The sequence below is a fragment of the [Muricauda] lutisoli (nom. illeg.) genome (assembly GCF_017313105.1).
Taxonomy (GTDB): domain Bacteria; phylum Bacteroidota; class Bacteroidia; order Flavobacteriales; family Flavobacteriaceae; genus Flagellimonas; species Flagellimonas lutisoli.
Genome location: NZ_JAFLND010000001.1, coordinates 302,384 through 315,271, shown reverse-complemented (window position 1 = coordinate 315,271; position 12,888 = coordinate 302,384). Strand labels below are relative to the sequence as shown.

Annotated in this window: 14 protein-coding genes; 11 read left to right on the top strand and 3 right to left on the bottom strand. The window is 39.4% G+C overall.

The window, feature by feature from the left end:
• The first annotated feature begins 5 nt into the window (after window positions 1-5).
• The 11 genes from J0X13_RS01490 to J0X13_RS01440 all read left to right on the top strand — a co-directional run bounded on the left by J0X13_RS01490 (window position 6) and on the right by J0X13_RS01440 (window position 10,087).
• The gene (locus J0X13_RS01490) at window positions 6-1,169 is read left to right on the top strand and encodes a hypothetical protein (RefSeq protein ID WP_242535591.1); all 1,164 of its coding nucleotides are present in this window, start codon (window positions 6-8) and stop codon (window positions 1,167-1,169) included.
• Between the two features lie 143 nt (window positions 1,170-1,312).
• Complete coding sequence (locus tag J0X13_RS01485) at window positions 1,313-1,747, top strand: RrF2 family transcriptional regulator (RefSeq protein ID WP_207070782.1); 435 nt, start codon at window positions 1,313-1,315, stop codon at window positions 1,745-1,747.
• A gap of 79 nt (window positions 1,748-1,826) precedes the next feature.
• Window positions 1,827-2,543, top strand: coding sequence for an iron-sulfur cluster repair di-iron protein (gene ric, locus J0X13_RS01480; RefSeq protein ID WP_207069715.1), 717 nt, complete (start codon window positions 1,827-1,829; stop codon window positions 2,541-2,543).
• 8 nt (window positions 2,544-2,551) lie between these two features.
• Window positions 2,552-2,875 carry a hypothetical protein gene (locus J0X13_RS01475; protein ID WP_207069714.1) on the top strand — a complete coding sequence of 108 codons (324 nt, stop codon included), beginning with the start codon at window positions 2,552-2,554 and terminating at the stop codon, window positions 2,873-2,875.
• Between the two features lie 44 nt (window positions 2,876-2,919).
• Window positions 2,920-3,294 (top strand): group III truncated hemoglobin, encoded by a 375-nt coding sequence (locus J0X13_RS01470; RefSeq protein WP_207069713.1) that lies wholly within the window; start codon window positions 2,920-2,922, stop codon window positions 3,292-3,294.
• 511 nt (window positions 3,295-3,805) lie between these two features.
• Window positions 3,806-5,983: a TonB-dependent receptor gene (locus J0X13_RS01465; RefSeq protein ID WP_207069712.1), complete on the top strand. Its 2,178-nt coding sequence runs from the start codon at window positions 3,806-3,808 to the stop codon at window positions 5,981-5,983.
• Window positions 5,984-7,112: 1,129 nt separating this feature from the next.
• Window positions 7,113-7,547: a MarR family winged helix-turn-helix transcriptional regulator gene (locus J0X13_RS01460; RefSeq protein WP_207069711.1), complete on the top strand. Its 435-nt coding sequence runs from the start codon at window positions 7,113-7,115 to the stop codon at window positions 7,545-7,547.
• A 1-nt stretch (window position 7,548) separates the two neighbouring features.
• A complete protein-coding gene (locus J0X13_RS01455; protein WP_207069710.1) occupies window positions 7,549-8,619 on the top strand; it encodes a serine hydrolase domain-containing protein in 1,071 nt (356 codons plus the stop codon).
• Between the two features lie 28 nt (window positions 8,620-8,647).
• Window positions 8,648-9,337 carry a DUF6624 domain-containing protein gene (locus J0X13_RS01450; RefSeq protein WP_242535590.1) on the top strand — a complete coding sequence of 230 codons (690 nt, stop codon included), beginning with the start codon at window positions 8,648-8,650 and terminating at the stop codon, window positions 9,335-9,337.
• Complete coding sequence (locus J0X13_RS01445) at window positions 9,334-9,750, top strand: ester cyclase (RefSeq protein ID WP_207069709.1); 417 nt, start codon at window positions 9,334-9,336, stop codon at window positions 9,748-9,750. The genes J0X13_RS01450 and J0X13_RS01445 overlap by 4 nt, the downstream gene beginning before the upstream one ends.
• 1 nt (window position 9,751) lies before the next feature.
• Window positions 9,752-10,087, top strand: a complete 336-nt coding sequence (locus J0X13_RS01440) for a GIY-YIG nuclease family protein (protein ID WP_207069708.1) — start codon at window positions 9,752-9,754, stop codon at window positions 10,085-10,087.
• 66 nt (window positions 10,088-10,153) lie between these two features.
• Here the strand turns inward: J0X13_RS01440 and J0X13_RS01435 are convergent, their stop codons facing one another.
• From J0X13_RS01435 to J0X13_RS01425, 3 genes are all read right to left on the bottom strand, one after another.
• Window positions 10,154-10,540: a VOC family protein gene (locus tag J0X13_RS01435; RefSeq protein WP_207069707.1), complete on the bottom strand. Its 387-nt coding sequence runs from the start codon at window positions 10,538-10,540 to the stop codon at window positions 10,154-10,156.
• 81 nt (window positions 10,541-10,621) lie between these two features.
• Entirely contained in the window at window positions 10,622-11,062 is a 441-nt protein-coding gene (locus tag J0X13_RS01430) for a hypothetical protein (RefSeq protein WP_207069706.1), read from the bottom strand.
• Window positions 11,063-11,110: 48 nt separating this feature from the next.
• Complete coding sequence (locus tag J0X13_RS01425) at window positions 11,111-12,886, bottom strand: hypothetical protein (protein ID WP_207069705.1); 1,776 nt, start codon at window positions 12,884-12,886, stop codon at window positions 11,111-11,113.
• Window positions 12,887-12,888: the final 2 nt, after the last annotated feature.

Here is a 12,888-nt window from a genome sequence, read left to right as displayed (position 1 = left end):
TGGCCATGACATATTTTCTCGTGGCAGCCATACTTGGCTTATTGCTACGCTTCTACCCTATTCTTGGCTTGGATTTCAATTATAGGTTTGTTGTCCATGGCCATTCGCACATAGCCTTATTGGGATGGGTGTATGTTGCTTTGACCACTTTGCTACATTTTTGCTTTTTGGAGAAAAAGAAATCCAGCAGAACGTACAAACGTATTTTTTGGTTTACACAAGCCACATTGATCGGGATGCTGCTGACCTTCCCATTTCAAGGGTATGCACTCTTTTCCATAGTTTTTTCCACATTGTTCCTGATCGTATCCTATGTGTACGTATATCATTTTTGGAAAAACATCGACCTAAAATATAAACATAGCAAAGGGCTAAAATGTGCCAAAGCAGCCCTAATTTATATGATGATTTCCAGTTTGGGGCCTTGGGCCTTGGGAGCCATCATGAACAGCTTAGGCCCTCAATCCATTTGGTATCGACTGGCCATATATTTTTACTTGCATTTTCAGTACAATGGGTGGATGATTCTTGCGGTAGTGGGGATATTCCTTTTTGTTTGGGAGCAACATGGGTTGGAAATTCCCAAAAAATCCTTCACCCACTTTTTTTTGAGCTTCAACTTGGGCATTGTATTTACCTTTTTCTTATCCACTCTTTGGACAAAGCCCCCTTTTGGGTTTTATACACTGGCTGGATTTGGTGCGATGGCTCAACTCTATGCATTTGCATGCTTGTGGGGAATGATCAAGAATCAGTTCTTTGAATTATCACTAACAAAATTGCAAACCCTGCTCATTAAATTAGTAGTGGCGATGGGTTTGATTAAAATCGTGCTTCAATTACTGACCGTACTCCCTTATTTTTCAACTATGGCAGCTAAGTATCTAGACTTTACAATCGGGTATTTGCACTTGACTTTTTTGGGCGTCATCAGCATGGCTTTGTTCTTTTTCATGGATTATTTTGAGATGTTTCGAATATCAACAAAATCCTTTCCGTGGTATTTCGTGGGTTTTATCCTTACCGAAGCTCTGATATTCTACAAGGGTATTGCTGCTTGGCAGGGATGGGGCATATTCGAGGGACAAGGGAAGCTAATGGCCTGGGCAACTCTCCTGATTCCTATCGGCATTGCCATCATGCTCATAAAAAACCGTGCTCTAACCTAAGATATATTGTCAATCTGTGTTGGATTACCCTCCAATAAAGTATATTTGATTATCAAGTGAATTTTTGATTTAAAATAAATAAAAGACATTTTTGTCCGATTTATTTTTAATGTTATCTTTGTATCTATAAAAGTTTCCTCATGATGTTTTCAAAAGCCTGTGAATATGGCATACGCGCTGCGGTATATATTACACTCCAATCTTTGGAAGGAAGACGTGTCAGCGTAAATGAGATCGCCGAGGAAATAGATTCACCCATTGCTTTTACTGCCAAAACCCTACAATTACTTACTAGGAACGATATTGTAAAATCGGTAAAAGGGCCTACCGGTGGCTTTGAAATTGATCGAGAGGAAATGAACAATGTAAAATTGAATATGATCGTCAAGGCTATCGATGGGGATAAAATCTTTAAGGGTTGTGGTCTGGGACTCAAGGAGTGTAATGCGAACCAGCCTTGTCCCTTGCACGATAAATTCGTTGATATTAGAACCAATTTAAGTAAAATGTTGGCAAGCACAAACTTATATGAATTGGCCATGGGGTTGGAGGTTGGTATGACCTTTTTGAAACGTTAAAAAATTTTTGACTTTATTTCGGACAATTTTATCCGATTAATGTGAATAAACTGATTGTATAGCATAAAAAAATTGAAACATGGAAAAAACTATTGGACAAATGGTGGCGGAAGACTACCGTACCGCACAAATCTTTAAAAACCACAAAATTGATTTCTGCTGTAAAGGCAACCGTACCCTCAAAGAAATTGCGGATAGAAAAGGATTGGATTTGAAAGGCTTGATACAAGAACTTGATATCGTACAGCAGCAAGACCAAGATGATCAACCCGATTTTAAGACTTGGCCTCTGGATTTGTTAATCGATTATATTGAGAAAAAACACCATAGGTATGTGGAGCAACAAATACCAATTCTAAAGCAATATCTGGTCAAACTTTGCAAGGTGCACGGAGACCGTCATCCTGAATTACATCAAATTTCGGAATATTTTCACACCTCGGCTGGAGAATTGGCCATGCACATGAAAAAAGAAGAGTTGGTCCTCTTTCCTTGGGTACGTAAAATGGTCAATGGGTCTTCTAAAGGTTCGCCTATGGAGCAATCTCATTTTGGAACCGTAAAAAATCCCATCAAAATGATGATGGAAGAGCATGACAATGAAGGAGAACGATTCCGAAAAATAGCTGATTTGAGCAATGACTACACGCCCCCCGCCGATGCTTGCAACACCTACCGGGTCACCTTTTCGCTCCTTCAGGAATTTGAGGAAGACCTCCATCGACACATCCATTTGGAAAACAACATCTTGTTCCCAAAAGCGGAAACATTGGAAAGTAAACTCTCTAACAAATAAACATTCCTATGGCTACCAATGGAGTCAATCGAAGCAATAATAGGGTAACGAACTTGCACAATCAGCTTTTCTTGGAGTTCAAAAAAGGCCAGATGGGGTATTCGACCATAGCCATCATTGGTCAAAGCTGTCTTGGTTCGGCAGCTGCCATGATGCTTTTAATGGGGGATATGGATATGTTGCTCAAAATGATCTTATTGTTTTTTGTAACTATATTCTGTATGGCATTCAATGGCGCTGTGCTGGCACAGTTAAAGCCCTTGATTACTTTTAACCTGTTAATCCTTACTACACTCTTCAGTCTTATTGTTATAGTTATTAATCTTATATGATTTATCCAATTCACAACTTGGACATTCATTAAATACACAAGAATATGACACGGAGAACCAAAATTGAAAGTTTGGAAGACATCAAAATATTGGTGGATACCTTTTACGATCGGGTGAGGAAGGATGAGCTGCTCTCCCCTATTTTTAATGGTGTTATTAAAGATAATTGGCCTGTACATTTAGAAAAGATGTACAGGTTTTGGCAAACGATTCTATTAGAGGAGCACACCTATTCTGGAAGTCCATTTGCACCCCATGTGAAACTTCCAGTTAAGGGTGAACATTTTGAACGTTGGAAACAATTGTTTTTTGAGACCGTGGATGAAAACTTCCTAGGGGAAAAAGCCAAGGTAGCCAAGCTAAGGGCAGAGAAAATGGCTGAAATGTTCCAAATTAAAATTACTTATTTACAACAATAAAAAAGTATTTCCATTCCCTTTCCTATTATTATTTCTTGCTTATACCCCCGTTTATAAACAAGGGCAACCCTCGTTAAACTTCAAGATTTTTATAGCATTTGTTATCTTTACGCTATGAAGTTTCTCTGTGTACTCCTGTCTTTACTCACGATATTCCTATCGTCATATCCTTGTTGTCAGGAAACTGGTAACTGCATTGAGACTTTATCAATAAGGGACAGCGGTGAAAATGAATCAAGTGACGACCGACATGAAAAAGAGGCTCCTTGTTCACCGTTCTACACTTGTGGAAGATGTTCCGGATTTACATTGACCTATTATGGGTTCCTGGATATTGTTACAAGCGAAATGCTTATCAAATCCACTATAGATTATTTTCAAGAATTGAACCCAAAAGAAGTCTATTTCCACACCTTGAAACCGCCCCGTCACTTTGAAGTATAGTCTACATTAACAAAATAAGCTTGGCCGTGGATTCGGCCAAGAAAATCATACTTCAAAAACCATAAAAATGAAATTCAAAGTATTTCTGGTACTCTCTTTTTTGGGGATGGTACCTGTTCTAGCACAGAATACCCTTGATATTGTGGTCAAGGATTCCATTGATAAAGAACCCTTGATCGGCGTAACCGCCGTTTTGCCCTCACTTGATATTGGGGCTATATCCAATGCGTCCGGTAAAATTCATATTGAAAATATACCCAATGGAACGTATCAATTGCAATTGAGTTATGTTGGTTATGCGAAGCTGGAGCGAAGCTTTCGTTTTCCTTTGAATACAACACAACAAAATCAGACCATTTATCTTGTTCCCCAGACCGAGGAAATGGAAGAGATCACCTTAGTATCCACTAGAAGCACCCGAACCATTGAGGACATCCCAACACGGGTGGAGGTCATTGCCGGGGAGGAGCTCTCGGAAAAGGGCAATATGAAACCTGGGGACATCCGCATGTTACTCAACGAAAGTACGGGTATCCGAACACAGCAAACCTCGGCCACCAGTTATAATTCCAGTATCCGTATCCAGGGGCTGGATGGGAAGTATACCCAGTTACTTCGGGATGGGTTCCCTTTGTATTCCGGGTTTGCCAGTGGGTTGAGCCTGATGCAAATAGCGCCTTTGGACCTCAAACAAGTGGAGGTCATCAAAGGGTCCAGTTCCACCCTCTACGGTGGTGGTGCAATAGCCGGCCTTGTCAATCTGATTTCCAAGACCCCTGAAGATGAGCCCGAACTCAGTTTCATGGCCAATGGTACTTCGGCCTTAGGCTTGGACCTGAGCGGCTTCTATTCTCAGAAATTCAAAAAGCTGGGAACCACTGTATTCGCCTCCTATAATTTGGGAACTCCCTATGACCCAGCCGATATTGGGCTTACGGCCATTCCAGAGTTCGATAGATTCACGTTGAACCCTAAACTATATTGGTACCTCGAGGAACAAACCGAACTGTTATTCGGAATCAATGCCATTTGGGAAGACCGTCTCGGCGGTAATATGGACTATGTAAAGGGAGAGCCTGTGGACAATCCATATTTTGAGTCGAATCAAACCGAACGGGTTTCCACTCAATTGGGGTTCAAACATACTTTTAACAAACAAAATCGATTGGAAGTCAAAAACAGCTTCAGTTTTTACGATCGTACAATCCAGATTCCGGATTTTACCTTTTCGGGTTATCAACGTTCTTCCTTTAGTGAAGTGAACTTTTCAACCAGTACAGAGGATGGTCCTGAATGGGTGTTCGGGACCAATCTATGGACGGAATATTTTAACGATACTAGGGAAGATCAGTCCATTGCACTGGACCAATCCTATCAGATTTTTGGATTGTTCGCTCAAAATGTATGGCAAATCAACGAAGAACTTGGTTTGGAAACCGGTCTTCGTACCGACTTCCATTCCAATTATGGCGCTCTGGCCTTGCCCAGATTATCCTTACTTTATGAACCAAGTCAAACACTGACATTTCGATTGGGCGGTGGAATGGGCTATAAGACCCCAACGGTTTTTACGGAGGATGCAGAACGTTTACAGTTTAGGAACGTGCTACCCATTGATATCGATCAAACCGATTTGGAACGATCCTTGGGTGGTAATTTTGACATTAATTATAAATGGGTGCCCATGCCGGGCATGACCATGTCCATCAATACTCTATTATTTTATACCAGAATCGATGATCCCATGTTGTTGGAATCGGAAGGGAATGGTTTTTATTCCTTTAGACAACCCAATGGATTTGTGGATACCCGCGGTGCGGAGGTCAATCTCAAAATCAAATACGGGAACTTCAAGTTGTTTACCGGATATACCCATGCTAATGTAAAGCAACATCAAAATGGAACAGTCTCCGATTTTCCACTAGTGGCAAAACATCGATTGAACAACGTACTGATGTATGAGAAGGAAGGTGACCTATGGGTCGGGCTGGAAGGCTATTATTACAGTCCCCAAAAGCTCTCTTCCGAGGAGACTGGCCAATCCTATTGGATTGTGGGCTTGATGAGTGAAAAGAAGCTGAGCGATAGTTTTTCTATTTTCCTGAATTTTGAAAACTTTCTGGATACTCGGCAAACACGTTTCGATACCATATACTCCGGCAATTTAAGCGACCCGCAATTTTCTGAGATATATGCTCCAGTAGATGGGTTTGTGATCAATGGTGGGTTCAAACTAAAACTATGATATCATCGGCTAATAAAATGGATTTTCAAAACTCAAAACCAGTTATAATCAACAACAATTTATTTAAAGCAGTAGAATTGAATGAGTACTAGTTAATCAGAATATAAACCAAACTTGAAATAACAACTATTGGCTTATTTTAAGGTTTATGTTAAAGCGAACGCAACGAAGTGGAGTGCTGCAAGCCCCAAATCTTACCACTAACTAATACTACTGCGCGAGGTAAACTTTAATCAAAAGCACCTTATTATTGGCCAGTTTCCTTGAAAAACACCTTGATTCTACTGGGCTAAACCTCCTTTTCCGTGAAAAGATAACTTTTTCAAGATTCAAAACCATGACATTTAAAGAACTTGAGATCTCTTGATTCAAAGCATCAAAATTCAATTTTTAAGCTAAAAATTCCTTGATTCTATTGGGCTGAGAGTATTTTTAAGCTAAAAGTGAAGTAAACCCACAGAGCGGGTATTCTTCAAAAACCCCTAAAACATGGGCTTTTCCGAAGGAAAATGAATCAATAGCGATGCGCTAGCACGCTATCCTCTTGCTCTTCATATTTTCTTTGCTAGCAAAGAAAACATAAATAGCCATGTTCAATAAGATGGAACATTGAAGTCTTCAATTATTGGAAATAGGTTATTGCACCCTATTTCAATTGTACTTCACGCTTATCTAATCGAACACTATAAAATTGAAACAGGAACCACTTGCAAAAGTTAAGGGTAAGTATTTGGGAATTCAAAAAGACAAATATTTATTGGAAGTAATTTCATGCATTTGAAATTGTTACCTTTACATTGAAAGTTGAATCATCTAGAATTTTGCCCAAATTAAAGGGCAGTAATTCGGTCAACAGATTTTGTAAGGTCTTAAAATCCTTTAGATATAGGGCTTGTGGAATAAGGTTTGAATCCTGCCGCGGTCACGAAGACATCATTCGATAAAAAAAACGCCAAGCTTGCTTGAGCGTTTTTTTTTGGACCATTTTCAAAGTTGGGCTTTGCCCGGAAAAAACAAAGTATTGCCCAATCATTTAATATCAATTGACCTTAATAAGGTCTACATTAAATTTTCATTGGAATCTTTATTTATTTGATATATCAATTATATTTGTATCAAATAATTTTTCGTGAAAGTTCCAGCAAAATCGGTTTTCTATCATATAGAACGTACCATCAAAACATATAGGAAGTTCTCCAGACAGAATTTTTTAAAGGTTGTAGATGATATCACCGTAGACCAAAAATTGGTTTTACAATACTTGAATGACCGTCCAGAATTAAGTCAAAATGAAATTGCAGAATTGGTTTTTAAAGATAATGCTTCCTTAACACGCATGATCGACCTTATGGTTCGAAAGGGTTTCCTGGACAGGTCCATTAACCCAGAAGACCGTAGAAGATTCCATATTGAATTGACCTCCAAAGGAAAAGACGTGCTGGAAAAACTGGCACCGGTAATTGCTGAAAACCGAAAAAGGGCTTTTGCCGGAATATCCGAAGAAGAACTTGTTCAACTAGAGCAGACACTGAATAAAATAGTTTCCAATTTAAACAAAGCGTAATATGCGAAAAGCATTATTGATAATCTGCTCTTTGACCTTCCTTTTGTCAAGTTGCCAAAGTGAAGCACAAACCTATCCCGATGAAACATGGTCCAGAGCCGAAAATCCGGAAGCAACGGGTTGGCCCGATACCGATCGGACCAATTTCAAAAGATATATCATAGACAGTACCAACATAACCGGTCTGGTCCTTGTACATAACGGACAAATTGTATTGGAATATGGAAACATTAGTGAAAATAGCTACATAGCATCCTGTAGAAAAAGCATTCTTTCCATGTTGTACGGTACATATGTGGAAAATGGCACCATTGATTTGGACAACACATTGGACGAACTCAACATCAATGATGTTACCGAACTCTTACCCGAAGAAAAAAAGGCCACGATAAAGGATTTAATAGCTGCCCGCTCTGGAGTATACCTAAGAGGCTCAAATGGTGGTGATTTCAGAAGATTTGCTCCAGAAAGAGGTTCAGTTGCTCCGGGAAGTCATTGGCTGTACAATAATTGGGACTTTAATGTGGCCGGATACATTTTTGAGCAAGAGACCCAAAGCAATATCTACGATGAAATTGAAGCCCAATTGGCCAAACCCTTGCAAATGCAGGATTGGGACAGAACCCTTCAAAAGAAAAGCGGCAACAACACCATATCCAAGTTTCCTGCATACCACATGTGGTTTTCTACTAGGGATATGGCCCGTATTGGACTATTAATGCTCCGTAATGGGGAATGGAAGGACTCACAACTAATTTCTGAGGATTGGGTGCAAGAAATCACAAAACAGAGAACCTCTTATTCGGAAGCGCAAAAAAGTGTGCCCCTACTTAAGGAAGATGGCCTGGACTTAGGCTATGGTTATATGTGGTGGCTCATTGAAAACACTAACGACCCCAGATTAAAGAATGCCTATTCGGCCCAAGGAGCCCTAGGACAAAACATTACAGTTTATCCTGAAATAGATGTTGTTTTGGCCTTTAAAACCAATAGTGTGTATAGAAGAAGAAACTCCATTCAAACCCAAATGAAGGTCATGCAAAAAGCTGTTGAAATATATGATGGCCGATAAAGTAACATACAAATTCGCAAAATCTACAATGATAAGATGTAAGCCAGCACTTTTATTTTGTGTGATTACAATAATGGGTTGTGTCGGAAAAAAGGATCCAAAAAAGCAAGATGAGGCAGCAACACCTCAAAGGATTGATGTAGTTGCTGTATTGGATACCATTTGGGAAATGGAACAAACACCAATTAGAAAACGGGATTCGGCTTTCCATAAATATGGTGACGAATCAGAAGAGTATAAAAAATATCAGGCCAAGTATAAAAAGAACCATAAGGTCAACGAGGGAAAAATAGCTGAAATCTTGAAAGATGGCTGGCCAAAACTAGAAGTAATCGGGGAGCAGGGCAACCTGACCATCTGCAATGTACTGCAGCACAGTAGTCCCGAAATACGCCTAAAGTATCTTCCGTTAATGCACCAAGCCACCAAAAACAAGCAATTAAGTCCTTGGTTATTGGCAAGAACGGAAGACAGGATCGCAACCGACCGAGGGGAGCTACAAATTTATGGGGGGCAAATCAAATATTATCCCGAAACCAACACCTTTGATGTTTGGCCCATCGCCGACCCAGAAAACGTAGATCAAAGAAGAGCTGAAATCGGACTGGAGCCAATGGATGAGTATTTACAAAACCGAAGGTTTCCTTTGGAATGGAACCTTGAAAACCAAATAAAAAGAACCGCTGCATTTAAAAGCAAATCAATCAAAGAACAATGAACAAAGCCCTTTTTTTAAGAGAGTTTATGGATGAGATTTGGAATAAAAAGCATCTAGATAATGTTGAAAACTATATTCATGAACAATACACTATCCATCTAGACCCAACCGACCCATGGGAGGGAAAAACACTATCACATTCCGAATTTATACACAGAATGGAATCAGCATCGTTTGGCCCATTTCCCGACATGAACTTTGAAATAACTTCAACAATCGAGGACGAGCATTATGTTGCAGCCACTTGGATATTGACGGGCACCAACCTTGGTAACATAGGAGAAATTCCACCTACGAATAAATCAATCGAAACAAAAGGGATGACCATATATCATTTTAAGGACAATTTAATCAGCGGCCACACACAAATTTTTGACCGGAAAACAGTAATGGAACAATTAGGATTTTTATAACATGATGACCAGAAAAGAACTGAAGGACCAATACAAACAAATGAAATTTCCTATGGGGGTTTTCCAAATTAAAAATATTTCGAATAACAGGGTTTTTATCGATAACAGCCCAGACATGGAATCCAAATGGAACAGACATAAAATGGAACTGAAATTTGGTAACCACAGAAACAAGGACCTCCAAGCGGACTGGAATAGGTACGGAGAGGAAAACTTTACTTTTGAAGTGCTTTCTGAGCTTAAAATCGAAGAAGGGGAAAACACTAATTATAATTCAGAATTAAATACCCTTCAAGACATTGTGCTTCAGGAATTGGATAATAGAAATCTTTATTGATTACCTATAGTCCATGAACATCTATTTTCAAAGAAAAGGTCGATAAATTATTTGTTTGTATCCAAACTAATCCGCATCATTGATTCTCCAAGGTGGGTTCAACCTATTTTCACCGGCATAAAACAGGATGAGCTGGTTTCCATCAAGGTCTTTCAGCCGAGCCTCTCGCCACAACCATTTTTGATCCACTGGATCTTGATCAAATTGAACCCCTTCTTTCTTGAGTTTTTCAACTCGCTCGTCCAGATCATCGCATTCAAAGTACACATAAATACCTTCGCCTTTTGGCAGTTTATCCGTTAGATGAATCGAAAAAGTAGAACCACCATCAGGACACTCAAATCTCGCATAATGGGGCAATGATTTAACGATCAATGTCAAACCCAATTTTTCATAGAATGGGATTGATTTTTCCAAATCCAAAGATGGAACGTTAACTTGGTTTAAGTTCATTTGTTTATAGCTTTCTGTAAAAGAAAACCTTGCAGTGGTCATTGCAAGGTTTATTGATATGCTTTCGTTAATTGGGACCTATTAATAAGTCAAAGTGTTATATCCTTTGGCCTGTAGTTGTAATATTCGAACAGACCAGGTCGGTATGGGCTCCATTCCATCGATCAGATCCTCTTCCGAAACATTTAATTTTCCCATGGCCACACTGCAAATACTTATACGCACTTTGCCCTTATATTTTTGAAAAAAGGTTTCCAGTTCAGAACCTTTTACCAAATCGGCCACTACCTTTCCTTTAACGACCACTTCGTAATCCTTAATTTCCACTCCGTTCTCCAATAGAAAATCATACATATTCAAGGCTCCCTTAAAAAAGCGCTCATCACTGACCCCAATTGCATATTGGTTCGTCTTTTGTAAATCGGCAACGGTTTGTTCATCGAGCTTACGTTGTCCATAAATACTGGACATGGTCAAAGTTGTAAATACGCTCAGGATAATAAATGCTCGGAGTGTTTTCATTGTAGTATGGAATTAATTCTAGCAGAATTGCTATCAGTAAAAATACAATTATTGGCTATCTTCTCCCACAACAATGGTCTTATAGACCGTAATCGGTTTACCATAAGTGGTAAATCCATCCAAAACCACTTCAAATTCCCCAGTAAGGTCTGAAGTATAAAATTCAAATTGCAAATCGGTATTACCAACCTCAACGTGAGGTTCCCAGAATAGAATTCTTCGGTAATCAGGAATTCTAGATTGTTTGCTGTTTCCCTCTACGTAACGCTGTTTAAAATAATTTTTTTTCGAAACAGCCTTTTCTAAAGGCACATTGATTCCATTTTCGGGAGCATAGTTTTCAAAATAATCCCCTTCAATTGTTTTCACCACCATCATTCCCTGATAATCCTTGCCAGCTAGTCTAAACTGGTCCCTTACCAAACTAATGGACTCAATTTTTTTGGCATCAAAGTCCTTTATTTTTTCGTGGTCCGGAATATATACACCATCAAACAATACAATTGCTGGAAAATCATTGGCCTGCTCATTGTATGTCTCAAAATCCTGAGCAATTCGTATATAATCGCTACCATTCGGATTGTTCCGATAGCCCGCGTAATTGAATACTTCCACAAGAGTTTCCTGAAAAGTGGGAAAACGTGTAAAATCATCCAAATTTATGGTTTCCGGAATCCCACCATTAAAAGGATCGATAGGCGTTCCTAAAAGAATGGAATCGGGTTTTACAGAGAAAAACTGGTTCTCCAACTGATTATAAACGCTACGCGACTCTATTTCATCCGAGTATTGTGGCTTTAAATAAAATTGACCAAAGTTCAATCCAGTAGCATCAAGGTTTGGCAATGAGCCGAGTGACACTTCAACGTCCGGGTCATTTTCCGCTATCTGCATAATAGCCCTTGGTTGTTTGTAATCTTGTCTCAGATAGGTATAAAAATTCCCATTATTGTCGGTAGTGGCAAATTTTAAAAGAAATTCCTCACCTGGAATGGATATCACCATTTTAGTATCAGACGCCGGATTTCCAGTATCATCCGTAACTTTACCAAATAAAAGTTCGCCCCGTTGTTCTGGCAAAAAGAGGCTATCGCCCACTGTTTTGTTCAACTCTCCTTTTACATCCAAATAATCATTGGCATAGCTTATGGCGTTTTTAGGAGGTTGTACGGCCATTTCATCTTTCTTTTGGATTTTTAAGGTGTAACTCCCCTGCCCCAATTGTGCCTTATAATTTTTTAGGGTGAAATTTACCTTTTCACGAGTTCCAAAATTCGTATCGGATATTTTTATTTGTACAACCGACGAGTCAACTGGTCGACTAAAAGACCGGGGGTTATCGGCAGTTATCTCACCCGAGGTATCGGGCAAAAGTTGGGACTGATCCACTTGGTATGGATTGATAATCACCAAATCATCCTTGAACACTTGCTCCAACCCATTGTTTTTCATCCACTGGGTATACCCAAGCAATTTGTAGTTTCCAGAGGGCACATCGGTATTGATGAAAAAATCCCCTTGGGATTTACCCCTTTCCAAACGGATTTTTTGTTCCATTACATACTCTCCTTGTTGGTTGACCAAGGCCACATACCCCACAAAACTAATTGTACTGGCCCGATTGTTCTGTGCATTGAAACAATAAAAGGAATAGTGCAAATACTCTCCCGTGAACACAATGGGACCGGTATGGTGTACATAGACTTTTTCCTGCGGTAGACTTTTCAAGTTTTGCAACTCGTTCACACTGCTTATTACATATTGAGCTTGGATCGGAAAGGCCAAAGCTGCGAGAATCAAAAATACTGTCCATTGTTTTTTCATAA